Source organism: Nonomuraea sp. bgisy101, from assembly GCF_057708945.1.
Window position 1 is genome coordinate 78,929 of the sequence record NZ_JBYITD010000009.1, and the last position, 24,941, is coordinate 103,869.

The 24,941-nt window shown below is 71.1% G+C and carries 25 protein-coding genes; 12 read left to right on the top strand and 13 right to left on the bottom strand.

Features of this window, described 5'->3' with window-relative positions; genetic code table 11:
- Window positions 1-4 precede the first annotated feature (4 nt).
- Both AC3EO4_RS18510 and AC3EO4_RS18515 read left to right on the top strand, forming a co-directional pair.
- Complete coding sequence (locus AC3EO4_RS18510) at window positions 5-631, top strand: TetR/AcrR family transcriptional regulator (protein ID WP_379572389.1); 627 nt, start codon at window positions 5-7, stop codon at window positions 629-631.
- Window positions 632-710: 79 nt separating this feature from the next.
- Window positions 711-2,297, top strand: a complete 1,587-nt coding sequence (locus AC3EO4_RS18515; protein ID WP_431896780.1) for an FAD-dependent monooxygenase — start codon at window positions 711-713, stop codon at window positions 2,295-2,297.
- A 54-nt stretch (window positions 2,298-2,351) separates the two neighbouring features.
- On the opposite strand, the gene AC3EO4_RS18520 is transcribed toward AC3EO4_RS18515, so the two are convergent.
- From AC3EO4_RS18520 to AC3EO4_RS18555, 8 genes are all read right to left on the bottom strand, one after another.
- Window positions 2,352-3,212 (bottom strand): hypothetical protein, encoded by an 861-nt coding sequence (locus AC3EO4_RS18520; RefSeq protein ID WP_379572391.1) that lies wholly within the window; start codon window positions 3,210-3,212, stop codon window positions 2,352-2,354.
- Complete coding sequence (locus AC3EO4_RS18525) at window positions 3,137-3,670, bottom strand: hypothetical protein (RefSeq protein ID WP_431896782.1); 534 nt, start codon at window positions 3,668-3,670, stop codon at window positions 3,137-3,139. Before AC3EO4_RS18525 ends, AC3EO4_RS18520 begins: the two co-directional genes overlap by 76 nt.
- On the bottom strand, window positions 3,660-3,884 hold the full coding sequence (locus AC3EO4_RS18530) for a hypothetical protein (RefSeq protein ID WP_379572393.1): 225 nt from the start codon (window positions 3,882-3,884) through the stop codon (window positions 3,660-3,662). Before AC3EO4_RS18530 ends, AC3EO4_RS18525 begins: the two co-directional genes overlap by 11 nt.
- Entirely contained in the window at window positions 3,881-4,915 is a 1,035-nt protein-coding gene (locus AC3EO4_RS18535; protein WP_379572394.1) for an ABC transporter ATP-binding protein, read from the bottom strand. Before AC3EO4_RS18535 ends, AC3EO4_RS18530 begins: the two co-directional genes overlap by 4 nt.
- Window positions 4,912-5,742, bottom strand: a complete 831-nt coding sequence (locus tag AC3EO4_RS18540; RefSeq protein WP_379572395.1) for an ABC transporter permease — start codon at window positions 5,740-5,742, stop codon at window positions 4,912-4,914. The genes AC3EO4_RS18535 and AC3EO4_RS18540 overlap by 4 nt, the downstream gene beginning before the upstream one ends.
- A gap of 4 nt (window positions 5,743-5,746) precedes the next feature.
- Entirely contained in the window at window positions 5,747-6,565 is an 819-nt protein-coding gene (modA, locus tag AC3EO4_RS18545) for a molybdate ABC transporter substrate-binding protein (protein WP_379572396.1), read from the bottom strand.
- Window positions 6,566-6,572: 7 nt separating this feature from the next.
- Window positions 6,573-6,983 (bottom strand): TOBE domain-containing protein, encoded by a 411-nt coding sequence (locus AC3EO4_RS18550; RefSeq protein ID WP_358141251.1) that lies wholly within the window; start codon window positions 6,981-6,983, stop codon window positions 6,573-6,575.
- 137 nt (window positions 6,984-7,120) lie between these two features.
- On the bottom strand, window positions 7,121-7,921 hold the full coding sequence (locus AC3EO4_RS18555) for a helix-turn-helix domain-containing protein (protein WP_379572397.1): 801 nt from the start codon (window positions 7,919-7,921) through the stop codon (window positions 7,121-7,123).
- 121 nt (window positions 7,922-8,042) lie between these two features.
- Between AC3EO4_RS18555 and AC3EO4_RS18560 the strand changes: the two genes are divergently transcribed.
- Window positions 8,043-8,450, top strand: coding sequence for a hypothetical protein (locus AC3EO4_RS18560; protein WP_379572398.1), 408 nt, complete (start codon window positions 8,043-8,045; stop codon window positions 8,448-8,450).
- A 61-nt stretch (window positions 8,451-8,511) separates the two neighbouring features.
- On the opposite strand, the gene AC3EO4_RS18565 is transcribed toward AC3EO4_RS18560, so the two are convergent.
- Together AC3EO4_RS18565 and AC3EO4_RS18570 are read right to left on the bottom strand one after the other, a co-directional pair.
- Window positions 8,512-9,843, bottom strand: coding sequence for a serine hydrolase domain-containing protein (locus AC3EO4_RS18565; protein WP_379572399.1), 1,332 nt, complete (start codon window positions 9,841-9,843; stop codon window positions 8,512-8,514).
- 107 nt (window positions 9,844-9,950) lie between these two features.
- The gene (locus AC3EO4_RS18570; RefSeq protein ID WP_379572400.1) at window positions 9,951-10,661 is read right to left on the bottom strand and encodes a nuclear transport factor 2 family protein; all 711 of its coding nucleotides are present in this window, start codon (window positions 10,659-10,661) and stop codon (window positions 9,951-9,953) included.
- A 176-nt stretch (window positions 10,662-10,837) separates the two neighbouring features.
- Here AC3EO4_RS18570 and recD2 point away from each other — a divergent pair, with 176 nt between their 5' ends.
- The 6 genes from recD2 (at window position 10,838) to AC3EO4_RS18600 (ending at window position 18,179) form a co-directional block, all read left to right on the top strand.
- Window positions 10,838-13,051 (top strand): SF1B family DNA helicase RecD2, encoded by a 2,214-nt coding sequence (gene recD2 / locus AC3EO4_RS18575; RefSeq protein WP_379572401.1) that lies wholly within the window; start codon window positions 10,838-10,840, stop codon window positions 13,049-13,051.
- Window positions 13,052-13,225: 174 nt separating this feature from the next.
- Window positions 13,226-14,347 (top strand): L,D-transpeptidase, encoded by a 1,122-nt coding sequence (locus AC3EO4_RS18580; RefSeq protein WP_431896787.1) that lies wholly within the window; start codon window positions 13,226-13,228, stop codon window positions 14,345-14,347.
- Between the two features lie 605 nt (window positions 14,348-14,952).
- Window positions 14,953-15,906: an RNA polymerase sigma factor SigJ gene (gene sigJ / locus AC3EO4_RS18585; RefSeq protein WP_431896788.1), complete on the top strand. Its 954-nt coding sequence runs from the start codon at window positions 14,953-14,955 to the stop codon at window positions 15,904-15,906.
- 77 nt (window positions 15,907-15,983) lie between these two features.
- Window positions 15,984-16,457, top strand: coding sequence for a carboxymuconolactone decarboxylase family protein (locus tag AC3EO4_RS18590; protein ID WP_431896789.1), 474 nt, complete (start codon window positions 15,984-15,986; stop codon window positions 16,455-16,457).
- Between the two features lie 306 nt (window positions 16,458-16,763).
- Window positions 16,764-17,339 carry a YceI family protein gene (locus tag AC3EO4_RS18595; protein WP_431896791.1) on the top strand — a complete coding sequence of 192 codons (576 nt, stop codon included), beginning with the start codon at window positions 16,764-16,766 and terminating at the stop codon, window positions 17,337-17,339.
- Window positions 17,340-17,480: 141 nt separating this feature from the next.
- A complete protein-coding gene (locus AC3EO4_RS18600; RefSeq protein WP_431896792.1) occupies window positions 17,481-18,179 on the top strand; it encodes a TetR/AcrR family transcriptional regulator in 699 nt (232 codons plus the stop codon).
- A 61-nt stretch (window positions 18,180-18,240) separates the two neighbouring features.
- Here the strand turns inward: AC3EO4_RS18600 and AC3EO4_RS18605 are convergent, their stop codons facing one another.
- Window positions 18,241-18,531 carry a DUF1905 domain-containing protein gene (locus AC3EO4_RS18605; RefSeq protein WP_431896794.1) on the bottom strand — a complete coding sequence of 97 codons (291 nt, stop codon included), beginning with the start codon at window positions 18,529-18,531 and terminating at the stop codon, window positions 18,241-18,243.
- Window positions 18,532-18,772: 241 nt separating this feature from the next.
- On the bottom strand, window positions 18,773-20,029 hold the full coding sequence (locus AC3EO4_RS18610; RefSeq protein ID WP_431896796.1) for an alpha/beta hydrolase family protein: 1,257 nt from the start codon (window positions 20,027-20,029) through the stop codon (window positions 18,773-18,775).
- Window positions 20,030-20,260: 231 nt separating this feature from the next.
- Between AC3EO4_RS18610 and AC3EO4_RS18615 the strand changes: the two genes are divergently transcribed.
- Both AC3EO4_RS18615 and AC3EO4_RS18620 read left to right on the top strand, forming a co-directional pair.
- Window positions 20,261-21,418, top strand: a complete 1,158-nt coding sequence (locus AC3EO4_RS18615) for a sensor histidine kinase (RefSeq protein WP_431896798.1) — start codon at window positions 20,261-20,263, stop codon at window positions 21,416-21,418.
- Complete coding sequence (locus tag AC3EO4_RS18620; RefSeq protein WP_431896799.1) at window positions 21,387-22,061, top strand: response regulator; 675 nt, start codon at window positions 21,387-21,389, stop codon at window positions 22,059-22,061. The genes AC3EO4_RS18615 and AC3EO4_RS18620 overlap by 32 nt, the downstream gene beginning before the upstream one ends.
- 111 nt (window positions 22,062-22,172) lie before the next feature.
- Here AC3EO4_RS18620 and AC3EO4_RS18625 read toward each other — a convergent pair whose 3' ends face one another.
- Window positions 22,173-23,495 carry an FAD-binding oxidoreductase gene (locus AC3EO4_RS18625; protein ID WP_431896801.1) on the bottom strand — a complete coding sequence of 441 codons (1,323 nt, stop codon included), beginning with the start codon at window positions 23,493-23,495 and terminating at the stop codon, window positions 22,173-22,175.
- A 166-nt stretch (window positions 23,496-23,661) separates the two neighbouring features.
- On the opposite strand from AC3EO4_RS18625, the gene AC3EO4_RS18630 reads away from it, so the two are divergent.
- Window positions 23,662-24,936 carry an FAD-dependent oxidoreductase gene (locus AC3EO4_RS18630; protein WP_431896803.1) on the top strand — a complete coding sequence of 425 codons (1,275 nt, stop codon included), beginning with the start codon at window positions 23,662-23,664 and terminating at the stop codon, window positions 24,934-24,936.
- The last annotated feature ends 5 nt before the right edge of the window (window positions 24,937-24,941 follow it).

Below are 24,941 nucleotides of genomic sequence, written 5' to 3' on the forward strand. Positions count from 1 at the left end.
TCGTGTGAGCATCGAGGGCGTGCGCGAAGGACTGCGCGAGCGAAAGAAGCGCGAGACCCGCATCGCGTTGAGCTGGGCGGCCATCCGCCTCTGCGCGGAGCGGGGGCTGGACAACGTCCGCGTGGAGGACATCGCGGCCGAGGCCGGCGTCTCGCCCCGCACGTTCAACAACTACTTCTCCAGCAAGGGCGAGGCGATCGCCTTCCGGCATCTGGAGCGCGCCCGGCAGATCACGGAGGAACTGCGCACCCGGCCGGCGACCGAGCCGCTCTGGGAGGCGATCGCCAATGCCGCCCTGACCCGGTTCGGGCTGGGACAGGAAGCCGACATGGAGGACGTCGACGTCCAGCAGTGGATCTCCGGGCTCCGCCTGATGTTCGCCGAGCCGGTCCTGCAGGGTGAGATCTACAAGGCCGAGGCCCAGGCCGAGGCCGAGCTGGCCGCCGCCATCGCGGAGCGCACCGGGACCGACCTCGTCCGCGACCTGTATCCCCACCTGGTGGCCGCCGCCGTCGGGGCCACCATCAGGGCGGTCACCGGTCACTGGATGCGCACCGGCTCCCTCGCCCCGATCACCGATCTCATGACCGACGCCCTCCGGCAGATGTCGGAGGGGCTGCCCGTCCCCTGACGCGAACCCAGCAAACGCACTGTGAGCAACCGGCACACCACCGGTCGATGCCCCATGCCCATTTTCAAGGAGGAATGCCATGTCTGCCGATGTCGTGATCGCCGGAGGCGGCCCGAACGGGCTGATGCTGGCCTGCGAACTGAGCCTCGCCGGCGTACGGCCGGTGGTGCTGGAGCGACTGCCCGAACGCACCAGGGAGAACCGCGCCAACGGCCTGGTCGGCCAAGTGGTGCGGGTGCTCGAACGGCGCGGCCTGTACGAGCGCCTCAGCGGCTCGAAGGAGCCGCCGCACCCCGCGCCGGGCTTCGTGTTCGGCGCGCTCCCGCTGGATCTGAGAGTACTGGAGGACAATCCGCTCTATCTGCTACAAGTGCCGCAGCTTCGCATCGAAGAGGTCCTGGAGGAGCGCGCGGTCGAGCTCGGCATCGAGATCCGCAGGGGACACGAGATCACCGGGCTGTCGCAGCAGGACGACACGGTCACGATCGAGGTCGCGGGACCGGCCGGACCCTACCGGATGGAGGCCGCCTTCCTGGTCGGAGCGGACGGCGGCGGCAGCCTGACGCGCAAGCTGGCCGGCATCGGCTTCCCCGGAGTGCGCAGGGACGCCACGGTCTCCCGCACCGTGCACGCCACAGTGCCGGACTCGATGGTCGATCCGGCCACGGGCGGGCTGAACGTGCCCGGCTACGGGCACATCCCGCCGTTCATGCACCACCGCACCGAGCGCGGGCTGTTCGTGTACGCCCCGTTGCCCGGCAAGCCGCCCCTGATGACCACGATGGAGTGGCCCCAGGACCTGCCCGGCGACGAGCGGCCGCCGACCCTGGACGAGATGCGTGCCAGCGTCCGCCGGGTACTCGACGCCGACCTGCCGCTCGGCGAGCCTGACGGCGAAGGCCCCTTCCTGCGGCGCACGTTGGTCGGGGGCAACACGCGGATCGCCGACCGGTACAGGGAGCGCAGGATCCTGCTGGTCGGCGACGCCGCGCACGTGCACAGCGCGATCGGCGGGCCCGGGCTCAACCTGGGTCTGCAGGATGCGGTCAACCTGGGCTGGAAGCTCGCCGCCGAGATCCGCGGCTGGGCTCCGCCCGGACTGCTGGACAGCTACGAGGCCGAGCGGCGGGCGGCCTCCGAACGGGTGGTCATGCACACGCAGGCCCAGTCGGCGCTGATCGCCCCGGGCGGCGAGGTCACGGCGCTGCGCGAGCTGTGGACCGAGTTGCTCGGCGACCGGCGCAACGTCCAGCACATCGCCGACATGATGTCGGGTGCCGACATCCGTTACCACACCGGAGCGGTCGACGGCCACCCCTTGGTCGGCCAGTGGGCCCCCGACCTGCTGCTGGACACCGAAACCTGGCGCGTCCGGCTCGCCGAGCTGACCAGGGACGCCCGGCCGCTGCTGCTGGACCTGACCGAGGAGGGATCGCTCGCCGGGGAGCTGCTCGGATGGCGCGACCGGGTGGACGTCGTCACGGCCCGCCTCCACGACCCGGTCACGGCACGCTCGCACGACCCTGCCCCGCCGGTCACCGCCCTGCTCCTGCGCCCGGACTGCTACATCGCCTGGGCCTCGGCCTCGCCCCGGCCCGGATCCGACGACCGCGAGGGCCTTCGCTCGGCCCTGTCGCGATGGTTCGGGGCACCGCTCGCGGCGTGATGCCGCCCCCACGGTCTGCCGGCGACCCCCGGCGGACGGCCGGCGGTGCCCCTTCTAGCTCCTGCCGTTGCGCCGCAGCACGTCGACCGCGTGGACGGTGATCGCGCCCCGCCAGTCCAGCGCGCCCGCGGGCGAGATGGTCGCGTAGTCGACCGTCCAGCCGCCGTCCTCCTGCTGGAGAGCAGCCAGCCTGTCCAGGTCGGCGTCCACCGACTCCTTCGTGAACAGCCGCCGCGACGGCAGATCCGGGTAGGGCGAGAAGTCCAGCGGGCGCAGCATCTCCGTCTCCGTGCCGCCTTCGACGTGCAACTCGCCGTCCGGCGGGACGAACGCGCCCAGCCTGTCGAGCAGTGCGGCGTGCTCGGGCTGGGTGTCGAGGAAACGGACGGCGAACGCCAGCACGTACGCGTGCGGCCGCTCGTTCAGGGACGCGATGGTCTCCAGGCAGTAGGTGGTCGCGCGGGCCAGCCACGGATGCCTGCCGACCACGCTGTCGCGGGCGGCCGCGCGCCACGCGGCGGCCGCCGTCACCGCCGTGATCTGCAGCGACGACGTCGTGGGGTCCGCGCCCCGCCACCACGGTGCGGTGGCGGCCTCGACCGTCAGCGGCAGCGCGAACGGCAGCCCGCCGTCGGGCAGCGTCACCGTCTCCAGCCAGTCGCACAGCTCGGCCGCCCGCGGGCTGGGCGCCTGCTCGAACACCTCGAAGGCGTGCAGTGCCGCTCCCGGTTGGCTCTCGGGCGAACGCAGGTCCGGTTCGAGCCCCCAGCCGTACCCTCCGTCGTCGTTGCGATACCCCTCCAGCGCGGCCAGGGCGGCCTCCGGCGAGCCCGTGCCGGTCAGCAGCTCGAAGCGGCGGCGATCGAGTGGCCGCGCATGACCGGCCATGAACGAGGTGATCTTGTCGATGTCCATGACTCCATCCTTCCCACGCACCCGGCCTTCGGTCTTGTACGGATCGGCCGCGCCCGCGACACTCCGCAACAGCAAAGGAAAACCACGATCAGCCATCGCAGATGTGATGAAGCTCCTCGGGCCTGCGCCGGCACTCCTTCACCGGCCCGCTGCTCCTCGACGTCGCCAGGGCCGCGCAGCCCCGCTTCGACCCGCTCGAGCGCAAGGACCGGCTGCGCTTCCTGATCTCGGCACCCGGCCGCGACGGCCACCACGCCGTACTGTCGTGGGGCGAGATCGACCCCGAGTTCGGCAACACCGCCGCCGTCCTCGGGGTCCACATGGACGGCGACGGCCTCGACGAGCAGGGCCCTCACCTGGTGGTGCCCGGCGACCGGTGCGGAGGCAGGCACATCAGCAGGATCGCGGAGATCAGGATCTGCGCCGACGACCATCTGTGGGGCCAGCTCACCGATCACACGCGCAGGCAGGCGGGGTGTCCGCCCAGTGCAGCGCGATGTACGGCTCGGCCTGCCCCACGTAGCGCACCCGCTCCTTGGTGATGCGGTAACGCGCCCGGATCACGGGCTCGGACGGCGACCGGCGGGGAACGACGACGGCCAGCGTGCCGACCTCCTGGTCGATCTGCGTCAGAAGACCGTGACACGGCCCGCCCAGGCAGATGGCGTTCATGCCCGGTACGCGTGGGTCTCCGTGGCCTTGACCGACGCCCAGATCCCCTGGCCGGGCGTCAGGTCCAGGTCGGCCACGGCGGCCGGGGTGATGTCGGCGAACGCGATGATCGGCCCGTCGAGATGGACGCGGACGTTGTCGCCGTGCCGTTCGATGCCCTGGATGCGGCCCTGCCACAGATTGCGCGGGCTGCCGTCGGGACGCGAGCGGTAGAGGGCCACGGCGGAGGGTGGGAAGGCGACGAAGGCGGGCCCTTCGAGCTGCTCGGTGGTGTTGAACAGCAGCTCGCCGACCTTGACCCGATGCCCTTCGGCCGCGCCGCGGTAGAAGTTGAGGCCGACCAGGCGCGCGACATAGTCGGTGCGCGGCCTGCGGGCCACCTCGGCCGGAGCACCTTCCTGCACGACGGCGCCGTCCTCGATGACCACGAGCCGGTCGGCCAGCACCATCGCGTCCAGCGGGTCGTGGGTCACCAGGACCGTGGCGCCGTCGAAGTCCGCCAGGTGGTGGCGCAGCTGGGAGCGGATCTCCAGCCGGGTGTGCGCGTCCAGCGCCGCGAGCGGCTCGTCGAGCAGCAGCAGACGGGGCCGTACGGCCAGCGCCCTGGCCAGGGCGACGCGCTGGGCCTGCCCGCCGGACAGCTGGCGGGGCCTGGCGCCGGCGTGCCCCGCCAGGCCGACGCGTTCCAGCCACGCGCGGGCCGTACGGCGGGAGGCGGCCTTGCCCTCGCCGCGGCAGCGCAGCCCGAAGGCGACGTTGTCCAGCGCGGACAGGTGAGGGAAGAGCAGGTAGTCCTGGAAGACCATGCCGATCGGGCGGTGCTCGACGGCCACGCCGTGCAGTGGCCGCTCGTCGAGCGTGATGTGCCCGCCGGCCGACAGGCCCGTCAGGCCCGCCAGGGCGCGCAGGGCGGTGGTCTTGCCGGCGCCGTTGGGCCCGAGCAGGGCGACGACCTCTCCCGCCGCGACCTCGAGCGGGAGGTCGAGGCCGAAGGCCGCCCTGGTGACGACCAGGCGCGCGCGCAGGGTCACGGGCTGCTCACCCACCTGTCACGAAGGCCGGCAAGGATGATCACCGAGACCGCCAGCAGGACGAGGCTGAGCACGATGGCCGCCTCCGGCTCGGTCTCCAGCGCCAGATAGACCGCCAGCGGCATCGTCCTGGTGGTGCCGGGGAAGTTGCCGGCGAAGGTGATGGTCGCGCCGAACTCGCCCAGCGCCCTGGCCCAGCACAGCACCGCCCCCGCGACGACGCCGGGCATGATCAGCGGCAGTGTGACGCGGCGGAAGATGGTCCAGCGGGAAGCGCCGAGCGTGGCCGCGGCCTCCTCGAAGCGCTGGTCGGCGGCCCGCAGCGCGCCCTCGACGCTGATCACGAGGAACGGCATCGCCACGAACGCCTCGGCGATGACGACGCCTGTCGTCGTGAAGGGCAGCGTGATGCCGAAGGTGGCATCCAGCCACTGCCCGATCAGGCCGCGCCTGCCCAGCACCAGCAGCAGGGCGACGCCGCCGACCACGGGCGGCAGCACCAGCGGCACGGTGACCAGGGCTCGCACCAGCCGCCGGCCAGGGAAGGAGACCCTGGCCAGCAGCCAGGCCAGCGGCACGCCGAACAGCAGGCACACGACCGTCGCGATCGTCGAGGTCACCAGCGACAGGCGCAGCGCCTCCAGCACCTGCGGCTCGGACAGGCGATCCAGCAGCGTCGGCCACGGCGCGCGGATCAGCAGACCGGCCAGCGGCAGCACCAGGAACGCGAGACCGAGCACCGCGGGTACCACCAGCAGCCATGGCAGGCGGCCGGTGGTTCGGCGTCGCTCGGCGCCCTGGACGGATGCCGTGGTGGTGGGAGTCATCGCGTCAGGGTGCCTCGAATCCGGCCTTCGTCAGCACACCCTTGCCCTCGGCCGACAGCACCAGGTCGACGAACTGCTTGGCCAGGTCGGGCGCCGGCGCCTTGGACAGCGTCGCCACCGGGTAGTCGTTGATCGCCTTGTCGGCCTCGGGGAAGGCGATGCCCTTCACCTTGCCGCCCGAGGCGATCACGTCGGTCTTGTAGACCAGGGCGGCGTCGACCTCGCCGAGTTCGACCTTGGTGAGCGTGGCCTTGACGTCCTGTTCGAGCGTGACGGGGGTGACCTTCAGCCCCGCGGCGTCCAGGGCCTTGACGGCGGCGGCGCCGCACGGCACCTGTTCGGCGCAGAGCGCCACCTTGACCTTCGCGTCCGTCAGGTCCTTCAGGTCGTCGACCTTGGCCGGGTTGTCGGCCGGCACGGCGATCTCCAGCTTGTTGCGCACGAACGTGGTCGGCGCGCTCGCCAGGCCCGCGTCGGTGACGGTCTTCATCGTGGCGGGGCTGGCGGCGGCGAACACGTCGGCGGGCGCGCCCGCGGTGATCTGCTGGGCCAGCGTGGCGCTGGAGCCGAAGTTGAACTTCACCGTCGTGCCAGGGTGGGCCGTCTCGAAGGACTTGCCGAGTTCGGTGAACGTGCCGGTCAGCGAAGCGGCCGCGAACACCGTGACCGTGGTGGCGCCGCCGCCCGCGGGCGAGGAGGGGGCGGAGGCGGCCGCGGAGGCCGCAGGCGCGGCGGTTCCGCTGGAACCGCAGCCTGACAGGCCCGCGAGAGCGACGACGAGGGGGAGGGCGACGGCCCACCTGGATTGACGCCTGAGCACCAAGGACTCCTTACTGACTCACAGTGCGAGTGTGGTCGGGGATCTCCACGACGACGTTGGTGGACTTGATCACAGCGACCGCCACCACCCCCACCTGAAGGTCCAGCTCGTCGGCGGCCTGGCGGCTCATCAGCGACACCACGCGGTAGGGGCCCGCGGCGATCTCCACCTGGGCCATCACCGCGTCCCTGATGACCTCGGTCACGATGCCGCGGAAGCGGTTACGCGCCGAGGACAGTCCAGAGCCGTCCTCCGCCTCGATCTGGGCGCGGGCGAAGGCGGCCAGCTCGGCGCCCTTCACCCGCCGGTGGCCGTTCTCGTCCCGCTCGGCCGCCAGCCGGCCCGCGTCCACCCATCGGCGTACGGTGTCGGAGCTGACCCCGAGCAGGGCGGCGGCCTCGCTGATCCGGAACGTCGTCACAAGCAATCACCATACCTTCGCAGATTCCAGCCTGGATACCCGGATGCCTCCGCAACAGCGGGACAATCCACGGTTATGTCATGGCATTCACGAGATCGACCCCGACCGCGGGACCGGCCGTGGCGGCCACTGCCGGGTCAGCCGGGCCCGGCCAGCGCGCGCAGGGCCTCGGCGGTGAACTCGTCGAGCGGATAGAACAACTCGATCGCCAGCTCCGACAGCGTCACGTCGGCCGGGGCGCCGAACGTGGCCATCGTGCCGAACATCGACAGCTCGCCGAACGGCGTGCGGATCCGCAGCGGCACCTCGAAGGGGCTCGACCCGAGCTCCGTGCCCTCCTCCTCGTCCGCCGGCGCGGGATAGCCGCGCACCTCCTCGTACAGCAGGCGCAGCTCGTCGTCGCCGGTGGCGTTGACCTGCCGTCGCAGCCGGTCGAGGAAGTGCGACCTGACCTCGCCCAGGTTCGCCAGATGCGGGGCGAGCCCCTCGGGGTGGAGGGTCAGCCGGAAGACGTTCGGCAGCGGCTCCTGCAGGTGGGGCGGGATGCCGGCCATGAGCACGGACATGGCGCGGTTTCCCGCCACCACGTTCCAGAGCCGGTCGACGACGACGGCGGGGTACGGCTCGTGCGCGGTCAGCATGGTGTCGAGCACGGCACGGACCGAGCCCATGTCCTCGTCGCTGAGGCGGCCCTCCCGGTAGGCGGGCGCGTAGTCGGCGGCCACCAGCAGGGTGTTGCGCTCGCGCAGAGGCACCTCCAACGCCTCCGACAGGCGCAGCACCATCTCCCTGCTGGGGCGCGCCCGGCCCGTCTCGACGTACGACAGGTGCCGGGCGGAGGTGTCGGCGAGGAGGGCGAGGTCGAGCTGGCTGAGCCTGCGCCGCTGTCGCCACTCCCTCAGCAGGACGCCCACGCGCGACGGCTGATCCTTGGTCATTGGCTGAAGGGTAGACCACCGGCAGGTCACGGCCGCCATGACCTGTGAGGTCATTGAGTCCATGAGCCACGGATGGCACCGTCTCCCACGACCTCGGCCCGTCATGGAGAAGGAGACCCTTGTGACCGACTCGAGCCTGCTGCGCACGATCCTGCGGATCGACGGCTGGAGCACCGCCGTCTTCGGCGTCGTCATGCTCGCCGGGGGCCAGGCGCTCAGCGGCCCGCTCGGCCTGCCGACCGCCTGGTCCGTCCCGTTGGGCGTCGCCATGCTGGGGGGAGCCGCCGCCCTGGGGCTCATCGCCGGCTATCCGAGGATCCCCGCTCGCCTGGGCGGGTACGTGGTCGCGGGCAACGCGCTGTCGTGCGCGGGCCAGCTCGTGCTCGCCTTCGCGGGCCTGATCCCGTTGACCGGTTGGGGTGTCGCGTTCATGCTGGCCGGAGCCGTGGTGGTCGCGGTCTTCGCGATCTTCCAGCTCGTCGGCCTGCGGCAGTCGTTGCGCGCGGGTGGAGCGGCGGTCGCGGCGTGAGGCTCACCGGGTTGTGCGGCCGCCGTACCTGACCGACCGGACGAGGCTCGATGAGCCGCGCTCACGCGCTCCACTCGCCGGGTCCACCGGGAATCGGCGCCCGGGGGTCGTACGGCTCCCGTGTGAAGATGAAGGTGTTCAGATCGAGGAACCCCTCGCCCACCCTGAGCACCTCGCCCGCGTAGTAGCCGTCCAGGCCCAGCCAGGTGCCGTCGTCCTGCGGCACGAACCGCGAGGCCCTTCCCTGTCCTGTCGCCGGCGTCAGCGAGAGTCCTCGGTCGGGCAGCAGCCTCAGCAGGTACGGCGCGGGCCCCCAGTGCCACAGCCCCGTCAACGCCAGCAGGTCGGGGTCGGCGGCGACCGGCTTCCACGGCTCGGGCAGGCGCGGCTCGTGCTCGTCGAGGATGGCCAGCAGCTCGACCAGCAGCGTGCGGCTCACGCCCGAGGTGGTGTTGGCCATGAACAGCACGCCCACTTTGTCGGCGGGGTCGGTCCAGACGGTGGCCAGGAAGCCCGGCATCGATCCCGTGTGTCCCGCCAGGCGACGGCCGCCGGCCCGCGCCAGTTGGAGGCCGAGGCCGTACCCGGAGGTCCACGCGTCGCCGTCGTCCACGGTGGCGGGCTCGCGCATCTCGGCCAGCGTCTCGGGCCTCAGCACGCCCCGCGTGGAGCCGGTCAGGAAGGCCGCCCACCTGGCCAGGTCGGCGGGCGTCGACCAGAGCTGGCCGGCGGGCGCCATCGACACCGCGTCGTGCTCGGGCTCGGGCAGCAGCACGTCGGCGAACGGGTGCACGGCGTAGCCGGTCGCGTGGGGGGCGCGCGGCCTGGGGGTGGTGTCGTTCATCCCGAGCGGCTCCAGAACCTCCCGCCGCACCGCCTCCACCCAGGACATGCCGCGATGGCGGGCCACCAGCTCTCCCAGCAGGCCGTAGCCGACGTTGGAGTAGTGGAAACGGCGGCCCGGCCGGTGCCGGGAGGTGTCCGGGCCCAGCCGCGCGATCAGCTCGTCGACCGGCAGGCCGGGCGTGCGCTCCCACCACGGCGTCGGCGGCTCGGCCGTCAGCCCGCCGGTGTGCGACAGCAGCTGGGCGACCGTGACCTGGTCGAACGCGGTCCCCTCCACGTGCTTGCCGAGCGGGTCGAGCAGGTCGACCAGGCCCTCGTCGCGCAGCCTCATCACGACGGTGGCGACCATGCTCTTGGTGATCGAGCCGAGCCTGTACTGCGTGTCGAGGGTCGGTTCACCGTCCCCGACCTGGCCCCTGCCGCCGAACCACGCCACCTCGCCGTCGCGCACGATCGCCGCCGTCAGCGACGGCACCCTGGATTCGGCCTGCTCCACGGCCAGCCTGCGCAGGAGCGCCTTGGCCGCCGTCTCACCCACTTCGCTCATACCGCGGAAGGTTACCGAGAGTTCGCGGCAACCCCGCACGCCTCACGGTCCCTCGCCGTTTCGCGGCCGCGGGCAGGACGGCGGGGAGTGCCGTGCCGCCGGCCGGTTCAGAAGCCGAGATCACTCAATCCCGGATGCCCGTCCGGGCGGCGCCCCAGAGGCCAGTGGTACCTGCGGTCCGACTCCCTGATGGGAAGGTCGTTGATGCTGGCGTGCCGCACGCGCATCAGCCCTTCCTCGTCGAATTCCCAATTCTCGTTCCCGTAGGAGCGGAACCAATTCCCCGAGTCGTCGCGACATTCATAGGCGAAACGCACGGCGATGCGATCGTCCTTGAAGGCCCACAATTCTTTGATGAGCCGGTATTCCAGTTCCCGCTTCCATTTTCTGGTGAGAAACGCGATGATCTCGTCACGCCCGTCGAGGAACTCGGCACGGTTCCTCCAGTGGGAGTCCACCGTGTAGCCCTGGGCCACCCGCTCGGGGTCCCGGGTGTTCCACGAATCCTCCGCCAGCCTGACCTTCTCGATCGCGTTTTCCAGGGTGAACGGAGGGAGTGGAGGACGTGCCATGCAGATCATCCCCTTGGTCGTTTCTTGGAGTGCGAAAGCCCGTCGATGGCATCGGGGCGTCATTAATGCCTGTGCGATCAAATGCACCTTACGAAATCGGCCGGTCGGCTGCGCATCATCGACGTATTCATTGGGTCGATTCTTGGTATTGCCGCCGACGCGGCGATCGGCCATGCGTCGCGGGTTCCCCCGCGCCTTCGCGTCCACGCCGACCCGCTCGCCGTCCTCGGGCACGGGCGTGAACACGGCACGCTCCTGGCCCACCGTTCCTGGACCTCTGGTCAGGCATCGCACCGAGCGGCGACGCGGCCTGGGCTCGACACTTTCCGGTGCTGCCGGCTTCGGACCGACCACCATCGGGATCAACGACCGCCCGTCGCTGCTCTACCCTGGCCGGGAAAGGTCGGGAGAGAGGGTATTCCGTGAACGCTGGCTCGGACGGCTCCCTCGGTGCCTCACTTGACGCCGTCCTCGAACGGATCACCTACGCCAACGAGGAGACCGGCTACACCATCGCGCGAGTCGCGACCGAGCGTTCGGGCTCCGAACTGCTGACCGTGGTGGGACCGCTGCTGGGCGCGCAGGTCGGCGAGTCGCTGCGGCTGACCGGCAGGTGGACCTCACATCCCCGCTATGGCAGGCAGTTCGAGGTCTGGTCCTACGCCACCGTGCTCCCGGCCACCGTCCAGGGCATCCAGCGCTACCTGGGATCGGGCCTGATCAAGGGCATCGGCCCCAAGATGGCCGAGCGCATCGTCGACCATTTCGGCACCGACACCCTCGACATCATCGAGACCGCGCCCGAACGCCTGGTCGAGGTGCCAGGACTGGGCCCCAAGCGCACCAAGCTGATCGCGATCGCCTGGGAAGAGCAGAAGATCATCAAAGAGGTCATGATCTTCCTGCAGGGCGTCGGCGTCTCGACGTCGATCGCGGTCCGCATCTTCAAGCAGTACGGCGAGGCGTCCGTCTCGGTGGTCAGGAGCCAGCCGTACAAGCTGGCCGACGACGTGTGGGGGATCGGCTTCAAGACCGCCGACACCATCGCCCAGGCCGTCGGGATCCCGCACGACAGCCCCGAACGTGTCAAGGCGGGCCTGCGCTACACCCTGTCCCAGGCCGCAGACGACGGCCACTGCTACCTGCCCGCGCCCAACCTCGTCGCCGACGCGGTCAAGATCCTCGAGGTGCCGGCCGAACTGGTCAGGACGTGCCTGGACGAGTTGGTCGCCGAGGAGGGCGTGGTCCGCGAGGACATCCCCGCCGGCGAGAACGTCGTGCCCGCCGTGTACCTGGTCCCCTTCCACCGCGCCGAGCTGTCCCTGGCGGGCACCCTGCTCGGCCTGCTGCGTACCGGCCGCGACAGGCTGAAGGCCTTCGCCGACGTCGACTGGGTCAGGGCGGAGGACTGGCTGCACCGCCAGAGCGGCGCGGAGCTGGCCGCCGAGCAGCGCCAGGCCGTCCGCCTGGCCCTCACCGAGAAGGTCGCGGTGCTGACGGGCGGCCCCGGCTGCGGCAAGTCCTTCACCGTCCGCTCGATCGTGCAGCTGGCCCGCGCCAAGAAGGCCAAGGTGATCCTGGCCGCGCCGACGGGCCGGGCCGCGAAGCGCCTGGCGGAGCTGACAGGCCATGAGGCCACCACCGTCCACCGGCTGCTCCAGCTGCGTCCCGGCGGGGAGGCCACCTTCGACCGCGACAACCCGCTGGAAGCCGATCTGGTCGTGGTCGACGAGGCCTCCATGCTCGACCTGCTGCTGGCCAACAAGCTCGTCAAGGCCATCGCGCCCGGCGCGCACCTGCTGCTTGTCGGCGACGTCGACCAGCTTCCGTCGGTCGGCGCGGGGGAGGTGCTGAAGGACCTGCTCGCCGCCGACGACATCCCCCGGGTGCGGCTGACGCAGATCTTCCGGCAGGCCCAGGAGTCGGGCGTCGTGGTCAACGCCCACCGCGTGAACACCGGTCGGCATCCCGTCCTGGAGGGCATGAAGGACTTCTTCCTGTTCCCCTGCGAGGAGCCGGAGGAGATCGCGTCGCTGACCGTCGACGTCGTCGCCCGCCGTATCGCCCGCAAGTTCGGCCTCAACCCGCGACGCGACGTGCAGGTGCTGGCGCCCATGCACCGCGGGGCCGCAGGGGCGGGCGCGCTCAACACCGCCCTGCAGGAGGCGCTGACCCCCGCCCGCGAGGGCATGCCTGAGCGCAGGTACGGCGGGCGGGTCTTCAGAGTCGGCGACAAAGTGACCCAGCTGCGCAACAACTACGACAAGGGCGCGGCGGGGGTGTTCAACGGCACGGTCGGCGTGGTCACCGACATCAGGCTCGACGAGCAGAAATTGACCGTCCTGACCGACGAGGAGGAAAGCGTCGACTACGCCTTCGACGAACTCGACGAGCTGGCCCACGCCTATGCCGTCTCGATCCACCGCTCGCAGGGCAGCGAGTACCCGGCCGTGGTGATCCCGCTGGCCACCAGCGCGTGGATGATGCTGCAGCGCAATCTGCTCTACACCGCCATCACCAGGGCCAAGAAGCTGGTGGTCATCGTCGGCTCGCGGCGCGCGCTGGCCCAGGCGGTCAGGACCAGAGGGGCAGGAAGGAGACACACGGGCCTGACTCACCGCTTGTCAAGCTGTTGACGGCCCACTGTGTCCAAAATTGAGCGAACTCTCCCATATGATTCAGCATCCAACAGGTATGGCCATTAAGGTTTTTGGGTGCACTTTGCTGGTATGGGGGAGAACACTGTGTTGAGCATTGCGCCAGCTTGGCGGAAGCCCGTTGCCGGGGTCGCGGTCATTGTCGCCGCGGCCATGACCGCCTCGTGCTCCAGCGGATCGGCCCCCGCCGGAGCTCCGGAGGCGGCCGGTGAGTCCGCCACGGTGTCCGCCACGCCGGCGCCGCAGATCAAGATCAGCCCTGCCGAGGGCAGCGCCAAGGTGAAGCCGAACAAGAAGGTCGTGGTGACCGCCTCGGGCGGCGTGCTCGACGAGGTGGTCGTCCAGGGCGGCGGCAAGCAGCTCGAGGGCGACTTCAACGCCGACAAGACCAAGTGGGTCTCCAAGGATCCGCTTCGGCCCACGAGCAGTTACAGCGTGTCGGCCAAGGCGGGGAAGACCACCGCCGCGGCCAGCTTCAAGACCCTCAAGCCCGAGATCGAGCTCGAGGTCGCCGACGTGACGCCGAACCAGAAGGGCGAGGAGGTCGGCGTGGGGGCGCCGATCATCCTGACCTTCAACAACCCGGTGTCCGACAAGGAGGCCGTCGAGGGGGCGCTGGAGGTCGAGGCCGAAAAGCCCGTCGAGGGCGCGTGGCGGTGGATCAACGACAAGACCGTCATCTACCGCACCGCCACGTACTGGCCGGCGCACCAGACGGTGAAGCTGACCGCACGCCTGAACGGCGTGCAGGGCGGCCAGGACATGTACGGGGTGAAGGACTACACCACCTCGATCGAGATCGGCGCCAAGCAGATCAGCAAGATCAACACCAAGACCCACATGATGTACGTCTACCGTGACGGCAAGAAGGTGCAGACCATGCGGATCAGCGCCGGCATGGCCACCACGAGGGAGTACACCACCACCTCCGGCGTCCACCTGACCATGGAGAAGGGCAACCCGGTCCGGATGATCTCGCCTGGGCGCAAGAAGGGCGACCCCGGCTACTACGACGTGATGATCAATCACGCGGTGCGGATCTCCAACTCGGGCGAGTACGTCCACGCCAAGGACAACGTCTGGGCCCAGGGCAGGCAGAACGTCAGCCACGGCTGCATCAACTCCCGGCCCGACCAGGCCAAGTGGTTCTTCGACAACATGCAGCGCGGCGACGTCGTCGACATCAAGGGGACCACCCGCAAGCTGGAGTGGAACAACGGCTGGGGCTTCTGGCAGATGCCGTTCAAGGAGTGGAAGAAGGGCAGCGCCCTCTAGCCTTCGATCCGGCGTGGGCGGTGACCGCCTCGCCCACGCCGGATACCGACGCTCCGGGGCATCCTCTCTCCGTGCCCGCTGTCGGCGACCGTGCTCGTCGCCGCCGTGCGTCCGTTCCCTCACATTTCCTCCGTTCGGCCGACGACCCGGTGGCCCGCAACGCGCCGCCCGCCACCTGCGCCCGCGATCCGGGTGTCGCCCTGGGTGGTCGCGACCGGCGCCCCGCCAAGCTCACCGAAGGCCTCAGACCGCCGCGGCCCGCCCTGGTGAACGAGTCCGGCGCCACCTTCCTGCTCCACCCCTGCCCCAAGGGCGTCACCGGCCGCCGGAGTGGGACCGCAGGAAGCCGGCCGCGCAGATGACGAATGCGGCGGATCGGTGCGGGCAGGTTCTCGTCGTCGGCGATGGGACCGGCTCGCACCCGGCCAGCGGCGCGGCGGTCACGCGCCGGTGCGCCGGGTACCGCAGCGACCGGGGAGCGGCGGGCGATCGTGACCTCCCCGCACGGTTCGATGACACGACCCTCCCGGATGGGGCCTCACACTCCGGTGCGCTGTCTCGTCGACCCGATGAGGGTAGATGCGACCAAGGGAGCCAGCGGTACCATGACCACCCCATCCGAACCAGGACAAGTCCGGCCCGATCCGAGCCTGAGCGCGATCATGAGCGAGCGGCGTCAGCTGATCAATCTCGCCTACCGGCTGCTCGGCTCCCTGGCCGAGGCCGAGGATGCGGTACAGGAGACCTACGCCCGCTGGTACGGCATGTCCCGCCGGCAGCAGGAGGCCATCGAATCCCCCGGCGCCTGGCTGACGACGGTCGCCAGCCGCATCTGCCTGGACCTGCTCGGCTCGGCACGGGCCCGGCGCGAGCGCTACGTCGGCCAATGGATCCCCGAGCCGCTGCCCGGCCGCACGGAGTGGATCCACGACAGGACGGCCGGCACCACGGTCGACCCGGCCGACCGGGTCACCCTCGACGAGTCGATCAACATGGCCTTCCTCGTCGTGCTCGAATCGATGAATCCGGCCGAGCGCGTCGCGCTCATCCTGCACGACGTCTTCCACTACACCTTCGTCGAAGTGGCCGAGATCGTCGGCCGTACCCCGGCGGCATGCCGCCAGCTGGCCTCCTCGGCCCGCCGCCGTGTCCGTGCCTCGCAGGCTCCCGTAGCCCCGACGGCCCGCCACGCCGGCATCGTCAGGGACTTCAAGCAGGCGTGGGAAGCCAAGGACATCGACGCCCTCATCGGTCTGCTCGACCCCGACGCCACCGCGATCGCCGACGGCGGCGGCCTGGCCAGCGCCGGGCTGCGTCCGGTCGAGGGCTGCCGGCAGGTCGCGCACCTCTTCGTCGAGGTCGCAGGCCGGGCACACGGTCTGACGATCCTGGAGCGTACGGTCAACGGTCAGCCCGGTCTGGTGGCCCAGCAGGACGGCGTCACCGTGACGGTGTACGCGTTCGAGGTCGCAGGCGACCGGATCAAGCACATCTGGGCGGTGCGCAACCCCGAGAAGCTCCGGCCGTGGACGACGGGCCCACAGGGGCAGGAGGCGTAGGTCACTTACGGGTCTCTCACACTTTGCCGGGCTGCTTCGTCGGTGGGGGTAAGAGCGGAAACGCAAAGGAGAACAGCATGGACGCCCGTTTTGACCACCACAGCAACCCGGTCGGGGCCAAGGTCGTGAAGTACATCGTCTCGGCGGGCAAGGCCGTGGCGGACTCGACGCTGCCGGCCGCGACGCGGCACCTGGTGGAGATCCGCGCCAGCCAGATCAACGGCTGCGCCGTCTGCATCGACATGCACGCCAAGGACGCCGCGCACGCCGGGGAAACCTCGGTGCGGCTCAACCTGGTGGCGGCCTGGAGGGAGGCCACGGTCTTCACCGACGCCGAGCGGGCCGCCCTGGAACTGACCGAGCAGGGCACCCGCATCGCCGATGCCGCCGGTGGTGTCACCGACGAGGCCTGGGCCGATGCCGCCAAGCACTATGACGATGACCAGCTCGCCGCCCTGGTGTCCCTCATCGCCCTCATCAACACCTGGAACCGGTTGAACGTCATCACGCAGCAGCCCGCCGGCGACTACCAGCCCGGCCAGTGGGGATAGCGACACCGCTTCGCCTCGGCCCCGGTGGGACGACCTGCAGCGGCCCGATCCCACCGGCCTGACCCCCCACCCCGGAGCCACCGGCGCTCACCCCTGACCCGTGGCAGCGGCGACCCCGTAAGCGTGACCGACCTCAGTCCTCTCCGGGGCTGAGGTCGATCTCGGGCCACCGCCACAAGGTCCACCCGACACGCGCACGTCGTCAGCATGCTCGAAACCGTGATCGCGCCACACGGCACCGTGCTCGACGACGTGATCGTCGGCACAAGAACCCGACCACATCCAGAAGAACTCAAGGGAGCAACGATGCCCGCCGACCTGATCGAGGTTCCCGGCTACGTAGCCGGCACCTGGTCGATCGACCCGACCCACTCCGACGTAGGCTTCGTCATCCGGCATCTGATGATCAGCAAGGTGCGCGGCCACTTCACCCGCTTCGAGGGCCGCATCCTCACCGCCGAGGACCTGCTGAAGTCCGAGGTGACCGCCACGATCGACATGACCTCGATCGACACCGCCAACGCCCAGCGGGACGAGCACCTGCGCAACGCCGACTTCTTCGAGACCGAGAAGTACCCCACGATGACCTACCGCTCCACCGGCATCAGGTCTGACGGTGACGACTTCCTGATGGAGGGCGAGCTGACGCTCAAGGGCGTCACCCTGCCGGTCCCGCTGAAGCTGGAGGTCAACGGCTTCGGTGTCGACCCGTTCGCCCCCGACCCGGCCGTGGGCGCCCGCGCCGGGTTCACCGCCACCGGTGAGGTCAACCGGATGGACTTCGGCGTGAGCTACAACGGCCCGATCCCCGGCGGCGGCGTCGCCCTCGGGGAGAAGGTCCAGATCATCCTGGAGATCGAGGCCGTCCTGCGATCTCGATAGTGCCGTTGTCGCGGCCGGGCGACGTCGGCGGTTCCGGCGAGGTCAGCGCTTGCCCACCGGCAGCCGAGCCCGGCGACCGCACGCCGAGCGCCGGCCCCGGCCACCACCTCCAAGAACGTGCAGGTATGAAAGCCTGTCACCATGCGGAGAAGTGCCGAGCAGGAGGCGGCCACCCGTCATGACCTGCTGGTCGCGGCGCTGGCGGAATTCGCCGCCTCAGGGTACGCGGCGGCCACCCTCGCGGCGGTCGCCGCGCGGGCCGGGACGACACGCGACGCGGCCTGCCAGCACTTCCCCGACAAGGCCACGCTCTATCTGGCCGCCGTCCAGGAACTCGGGGCCGAAGCGGCCACGCCCGTCTGGAGCAGACTCGACGGTCCCGAGCCGCCCCTGCGCAGGATCGCCGACTTCCTCGTCGCGTTCTTCACCGCGCTGGAGCGCGACACGACGCTCCGGGAGGTGTACTCCCTGGCGATGCGCGGCGCCGAGGGCGCACCCGAGCTGGAGCCGGGCCTGAAGGACAAGCAGGCCATCATGGAGGGCCGGCTGCGGCACATGGCCGAGCTGCTGCGCACGGCCGATCTCCGCCCCGGTGTCAGCCCCGGCACCGCCGCACTCACGATCACCACCGCGGTCAACGGCACCGCCGCGACCTGGCTCGCCTGCCGCGAGCTGTTCTCTCCCGCCGAGCAGGCCCGGCCACTGGCCGACGCCATCCTGTACGGCCTGGCCGAGCCTCGCCTCACCGAGCCGGACGACCCCGCGAGGTCCGTCCCCCTGGTGCGCGAGACGCGGGAAAGCGCGCCGGAGGACTCGGACACCGGCACGACGGCCGGGTAGCCGGGGCCACCCCGGCCCGCGGGAGGCCCCACCACGACCCCGTGGCCGGGCGCGAGCGCGCTCAGGTGAGCCGCTGCTCGAGGTGGAAGGTCACCTCGACGCCCGCCCGGTCCTTGCCGATGAGCTTGCACAACGCCGCCTTCATGGGCAGCCAGTGCGGACCGTCACCCGACGGCATGAGCGTGGCGGTGAACGGGTGGCCGTCGATCGTTCCCGCGACCTTCACCGGACGCCTCGTCCCGAGCAGTTCGGCGGAGCCGGGCACGGTGACGAACGTGGCGAAGGCGCCGTCCTTCTCGATCCGCGTGGTGAAGGTGTGGTCGAGCGGTTGCGTGGTCTTCTGGGTGGTCATCGTCATCTCCTGACGTCGTCTCCGACAGGTGTCGCGGTCAGCCCGGACCGCGGCCGGGAGGCGCCCGACGACGGTGGCGGGCGCTGCCGCCGTGTGGTCGACGGGGATCCTCCTGGCCTGGGGTCGTCCGGTCGAAGAGGTGACTCCCGCGACGGGTCGGAATCATCGCTCAGGGGCGAAGATCTTCCGCACGGCCGAACCGGCGGTCCCACGCCCGAACGCCCTGATCGCCACCGGCGGGTCAGGGGATGAGGGAGACCTCGGGAAAGCGGGTGTCGGGGGCGTCGAAGAGCCGGCTCGGCCGCCTGTTCAGGTGCAGGTCGAAGAAGGCCGAGACGTAGGCCCGCTGGGCCGAGACGGACCGGCCGGGGTCGATCGTGCCGACGAAGTCGGCGACGGGCACCTTCGGCAACGCCGCCGCGATCTGCGGCAGCAGCGCCTGCAGGTCGGTGAACGAGCCGTGCGCCGCGCCCGCGAAGCGCAGCTCCCTCTTCCAGCCGGTCGAGGCCTCCCAGAAGGACTTCCAGCTCGGTTCGCCCGCCCGGGTGTGCGCCTCGGCCGCGATCTGCAGGAACGGCCTGGCGACGCCGGTCTTGGCCACCCGGCCGACGTAGCCGCCGTCGAGGTTCACTCCCGCGTCCACGCGTGGGTCGTCGTGGACGAGTTGGGCGGCCACCGACCCGCCGAGGGACTGGCCAAGCGCTCCGACCCGGGACAGGTCCGGGGCGCCGCGCAGCCCGGCGGGCAACGGCCCGCTCTCCTCGCCGAGGCCGTGGTCACTGCCCAGCGCGGCGATCCTGTCCAGGACGAACCGCATGTCGGCAAGGCGGGCCTGGGAATGCTGCGCGAGCAGCTTGGCGATGACGCGTGGAGTCAGCTTCCGCGGCAGGGGCAGGGCTCGCACGACCCGCCCGTCCGGGAACTCCACCTGGTCGGCCTCGTAGGTGTGGTCCACGGTGACGACCAGGTAGCCGCGGGCGGCCAGGTCCTCCACCAGGGCGGTGCCGAGTGTGCGCGTGCCGCCGTCCCCGGAGCCGAAGAGCACGACCGGCAGCCTGCCCGCCCGACGGTCCACCGGCGCGCCGGCGCGGGCATGGGTAGGGGTGGCGGCCCAGTCCACCGCGCCGGTCGGGATGCCCATGGGCGGCGCGGAGTGGCGGTCCCAGTCGGCCGCGGCCAAGGGCGCCATGTGGGGCGCGACGGGCAGGGCCCCGCCGGTCTCCTTGGCCGGGTACCACAGGCTGACCATCAGCTCCCGGTAGGGCTTGGACCTGACCAGGGGGTCGCGGCGCGACCGGTCGACCAGGCGCACGGCGAGGGTGCCGACGGGGTACGGCCCGCCCGGCGCGGGCAGGGCCATCGTGACGCGTTGCCCGGCCGGCGCGTGATCGGCCATGACGGCGGGGACTGCCGTGGGGAGAGCGGGGGCCGTGGCGGGCGCGGTGACCGCGGCCAGCGCAAGCCCGGTGACCGCCGCGGCGATCGTGACGAAGGACATGTGAGGCTCCCTGTGAGCTGCGGATTCCTGTGCCCGACGAGGCTGGCAGCGGGGCGCGGCCTCGGGCTAGCGGCATACGGTTGATCCACACCTACGACTTCTGGCTGACATGCCCGGATGTTCATCCTGCAGGAGGATGGGGAGCGAACCCGCAGGACAACTAGGGTGAACGGCATGAAACGAGGCGACCGTCCCGTGGCCCGCCTCGCAGCGCCCCCTCGATGGTCGTCCATGCCAGCCGACGCGCTGCTGGCGGCCGTGATCTTTCTTGCCACGCTCGGACCTGGCCAGGTGCCGGCACGCGGCGAGCCGGTGCCGCTGCTGCTCCAGGTGGCCCTGGCGACGCCCCTGGTGTGGCGGCGGCGCGCGCCGCTGACGGTGTTCTGCGCGATCGCGGCGGCGGCCGCCCTCCAATGGGTCGCCGACGTGCAGCTTCCTGCCGACGCCGCGCTGCTGGTCGCCGTCTACACCGTCGGCGCGCGCGGCACCTGGCGGCAGGCGCTGGCGGCCGGGCTCACGCTGGAGGCCGGGGCGCTGCTGGCCGCGGCGCGATGGGCGCCACCCGGCCAGTTCCCTTTCACAGTGGCCGCGCTGACCGCGATGGCCGCCGCCGCCCTCACCACTGGCCTGTGGACGCGGGCCCGGCGGGCGTACGTCACCTCGCTGGAGCACGACCGCGACCAGCGGGCACGGCTCGCCGTCGCCGAGGAACGCGCCCGGATGACCCGCGACATGCACGACCTCGTCACCCACAACCTGTCGGTCATGGTGGCCCTGGCCGACAGCGCGGTGTACGTGCGGCACGGGGCGCCCGAGCAGGCGGCCGCCGCGATGGAGCAGATCGCGGCCACCGGGCGGCAGGCCCTGGACGACATGCGACGCTCTCTCGGCGCCGTCGAGCACGACGAGCCCGGCGAGCCCGGCGAGCCGCTCCATCCGGCGCCCGGGATCGCCCAACTCGGTCCCCTCACCGACAGGATGCGCGCGGCCGGGCTGCCGACCCGCCTGGAGGTCAGCGGTGACCCGGAGGCGATCCCCGCCGTCGCCCAGCTCACCATCTACCGGCTGGTCCAGGAGGCCCTGACGAACGCGCTCAGGCACGCCCCAGGGGCGACGGCCGAGGTCCTGGTCCGCCTGACGCCGCGGCACGCCGCGGTGGAGGTCGTCGACGACGGCCGCCCGGGGCACGCGCCGGCAGACACGCACGGGCGGGGCCTGGTCGGCATGCGCGAGCGTGTCGCCGCCTACGGCGGTACCCTCCAGGCCGGTCCGCTGCCCGGCGGCGGCTGGCGGGTGGCGGCCGGTCTCGACATCGGCGGCGACAAGGCAAGGACGGCAAGGCGAGAAGGGGTACGGCGTGACGATCCGGCTGCTGATCGCCGACGATGAGTCGTTGCTGCGCATGGCGTTTCGCATGGTGTTCCAGGCCGAGCCGGACATCGAGGTGGCCGGCGAGGCGGGCGACGGCGACGAGGCCGCCCGGATGGCCCGGCTGCTGCGTCCCGACGTCGTGCTGATGGATGTGCGCATGCCCGGCATCGACGGGATCGAGGCCACCCGCATGATCGTCAAGGACTCCCCGCGCTCGCGGGTGCTCATCCTGACCACCTTCGACCTGGACGAGTACGCCTTCGCCGGGCTGAAGGCCGGGGCCTCGGGCTTCCTGCCGAAGAACACCCGGCCCGAGGAACTGCTGGCGGCGATCCGCAGCGTGGCGGCGGGCGACGCCGCGCTCTCCCCGCGGATCACCCGCCGCCTGCTGGAGAAGTTCGCCCCCCAGCTCATGCCCGGCGTTCGTGAGCGCGACGAGCGGCTGTCCCTGCTCACCTCCCGCGAGCACGAGGTTCTGGTCCAGGTGGCGCGCGGGCTGTCCAACGCCGAGGTCGCCGCGGCGATGCAGCTGGCCGAAGCCACCGTCAAGACGCACCTCAGCCGGGTCCTGCTGAAGCTGGGGCTGCGCGACCGGGCACAGGTCGTGGTCTTCGCCTACGAGAGCGGACTCATCCGCCCGGCGACGCCGCATGAGGCGTGAGACGACGGCGAGAGTCGCCCGCGAAGGAGCGCCACGGCGCAGGCGTCCAAGGAGGGCGTGGCTCCGGCCGGTGCCGCTGCCAACAGCGGGCGGCCACCGCCGTCACGCCCGTCAGGGGCTCGGTGGGATGTTGTGCGAGCGGCCCAGGACGTTGTCCGGGTCCCAGGTCGCCTTCACCCCGGCCAGCCGCGCGTGGTCGTCAGCGGTGTAGGCGGCCGCGGTCCTGGCCGGGTCGAGCAGGAAGTTCAGGAACGAGCCGCCCGTGGCGTAGGGCCGCATCCAGCCGGTCACCTCACGCATCCGCTCGTCGACCTCGGCGATCTCGCGGGAGCCGTCCAGCATCGCCGTGGTGATCACCGAGTACGGCACGTCACGATGGCCGACGGGACCCGCCCCCTGCGCGGGACGCGCCATCGCCCCGCCCCAGTGGCGCAGCTCGATCGCGCTCACCGGCTCCTCCGCGCTCTTCACGATCACCTCGATCGCCTCGTCGGGCACCTGCCTGAGCAGGTCGAGATGCTGGCGTACGGCCATCGGCGGCGGAGGCGGCCCGCCGAACACGGTGGCCGCCTCCGCGAAGCTCATCGCCGCGAAACCACCGCCGAGCGCCGGCCCCGCGGCGTCGAGCAGCGGCTTCAGGCAGCGCTCGGCCTCCTCGGCGGAACCCGCGTAGAAGGCCCGTACGGCCAGCACCCACCCGCCCGAGCCGGGCGTCCGCATGAGAATGATCGAGGTGTTCGACTCGTCCGGCTCGCTCGGCGCCCACTGGAGGTAGCGGGCCAGCGTGCCGGCCGCCCGCTCGATCGGGAACATCGCGATACCCGCGTACACGTCGGTGACGGGGTGCAGCGCGAACTCCAGTGACGTCACCACCGCGAGGTTGCCGCCCCCGCCGCGCAGCCCCCAGAACAAGTCGGGGTGCTCGCCTGCGCCGACCGTGAGGATCCTGCCGTCGGCCGTCACGACCTCGGCGCCGAGCAGGTTGTCGGCGGCGTAGCCGTACAGGCGGGACAGCCACCCGGTGCCACCGCCCAGCGTGTAGCCGGCCACACCGATCGCAGGAGTGCCCGACACGGGCGCCAGCCCGTACGGCGCGGCGGCGGCGATCACGTCGGACCACACCGCGCCGGCCCCGGCGCGCGCGGTGCGCCGCTCGGGATCCACCCGCACCTCGGCCATGCGCGAGGTCTTCACCACGATGCCGCCGTCGGCCGGCACGAGGGTGCCGTGCCCGGTGGACTGCACGGCGAACGGCACGCCGTGCTCGCGGGCGACGGCGAGCGCGGCCCGCACGTCACCGGGTCCCTCGGCCTCGACGACGACGGCGGGACGGGAGTCGATGGTCGTGTTCCACGCTTTGCGTTCGCTCTCGTAGCGGTCGTCGCCGGGGGTCAGGACAGTGCCCTTGACAAGGGCGCGAAGCTTGTCTTCCATGCTGTGATCGTCTCTGCCGGACCCGCCCGGCGTCGTCGTACGAGGGGAGGCTCCTGCCGGTACGGCGCAGGAAGTAGGCCCCAGTCACATGACTGATTCCTCGCATTCGGCGCCCTCCTAGCGTGGTGGTCGTCAAGATCTCCCCCTCGTCCGGCTGGAGGAAGCCATGTCGTTCCATGTCCTGGTCATCGGTGGCGGTATCGGCGGGCTCACGCTCGCCCAGGGTCTGCGCAGGTCTGGTGTCAGCGTCGCGCTCTACGAGCGTGACCGCGCCAAGGACGACAGACTGCAGGGCTACCGCATCCACATCACGCCGAAGGGCTGCGCGGCTCTGCACGAGTGCCTGCCCGCCGAGCTGTACGACCGGTTCGTCGCCACCTCGGGCAAGCCCAACACCACGCTCGGCTTCTACGACGCGCACCTGAAGGAGCTGCTGGTCATCGGGGAGGAGAACGCGCCCGAGCACTACATCGACAGCTTCAAGTCCGTCAGCCGCATCTCGCTGCGCGAGGTCCTGCTGTCGGGGCTCGACGACGTGGTCGCCTACGGCAAGACCTTCACCCGCTATGAGCCGCTGCCCGGCGGGCGGGTGCGCGCCCACTTCGAGGACGGCACGCACGCCGACGGCGACCTGCTGGTGGCGGCGGACGGCGCCAACTCCAGGGTGCGCCGGCAGTTCCTGCCGAACGCCGCCCGGCTGGACACCGGCGCGCTGTCGGTGTCGGCGAAGGTCCCGCTCGACGACGAGACGCGCAGGCTGCTGCCGCGCCAGCTGTTCGCCGGTTCCGGCTTCCTGTTCGGCCCGCAGGGCAAGACGGTGTTCATGGCCGCGCACGAGTTCCGCTCGCGATCCTCGCTCGCCCGCGACCAGCGGCCCGGCCAGCTCATGGACAACACCGCCGACTACGTCATGTGGAACATCGTCAGCACCTGGGGCAGGCTCGGCGACAGGGAGAAGCTGGAGCGTATGAGCGGGGCCGAGCTGCAGCAGGTCGCCTTCGCCGCGACCGAGGGCTGGGCCCCCCAGCTGCGCGAGCTGATCGCGCGCAGCGACCTCGACAGTCTCTCGATCTTCCCGCTGAAGACCTCCACCCCCGTCAAGGGCTGGGAGAGCGGCAACGTCACCCTCATCGGCGACGCGATCCACAACATGCCGCCCACCGCGGGCGTGGGCGCCAACACCGCGATCCTCGACGCCCGCCTGCTGACCCGCAACCTCGTCGAGCACGTCAACGGCAGGATGTCCCTCACCGAGGCCGTCGGCGGCTACGAGGCCGAGATGCGCGAGTACGCCTTCAAGGCCGTCGCGCTGGCGATGCGCAACCTGAAGATGGGCGTCAGCGCCAACCCGGCGCAGCGGGCCTTCACCAAGACGCTGTTCCGCTTCTTCAACGCGGTGCCGCCGATCCGCAGGAGCATGGCCGCCGCGATGATGAAGTAGGCGGC